Here is a 778-nt window from a genome sequence, read left to right on the forward strand (position 1 = left end):
GTGGTCGTGGGGAAACGTCAGTCACGGCCGTGGATCGTCTCGGATGAACTGTGGTCGCTCATCGAGCCGTTGCTGCCCGAGCCGGGGCCGAAACAGGTCGAGGGCCGGCCGCGAGTGCCGGACCGGCAGGCGTTGTGCGGCATCCTGTTCGTGCTGCACACCGGCATCCAGTGGGAGTACCTCCCCCAGGAGCTGGGCTTCGGTTCGGGCATGACCTGCTGGCGGCGCCTGGCGGCCTGGAATGATGCCGGCGTCTGGGACCAACTGCACGCGCTGCTACTGAAGAAGCTGCGGTCGAAGAACCAGCTGGACTGGTCGAGGGCGGTGATCGACTCCTCGCACGTCCGGGCCGCCCGCCGGGGCCCAAAAGCGGGCCCAGCCCGGTCGACCGCGCACGGCCGGGCAGCAAACACCACGTCATCACCGACGGACAGGGCATCCCGCTCGCGGTGTCGCTGACCGGAGGCAACCGCAACGACGTCACCCAGCTCCTGCCCCTGCTCGACAAGATCCCGGCCGTGGCTGGGGCCGTCGGCAGGCCGCGTCGACGGCCCGACATGCTGTTCGCGGACCGCGGCTACGACCACGGCAAGTACCGCCGGCTCCTGCGCGAGCGAGGCATCCGCCCGGCGATCGCCGAACGAGGACAGCCGCACGGCACCGGCCTGGGCACCTTCCGCTGGGTCGTCGAACGCACCATCTCCTGGCTGCACGGCTTCCGCCGCCTGCGCATCCGATGGGAACGACGCGACGACATCCACGAAGCCTTCCTCGGCCT

1 pseudogene is annotated in these 778 nt (G+C 70.1%); it reads left to right on the forward strand.

Going from position 1 to position 778, the window contains the following annotated elements:
- Positions 1 to 6: 6 nt before the first annotated feature.
- A pseudogene (locus tag IE263_RS48065) lies at positions 7 to 778 on the forward strand (IS5 family transposase); the annotation flags it as partial.

The organism is Streptomyces aurantiogriseus (assembly GCF_014649375.1).
Classification (GTDB): domain Bacteria; phylum Actinomycetota; class Actinomycetes; order Streptomycetales; family Streptomycetaceae; genus Streptomyces; species Streptomyces aurantiogriseus.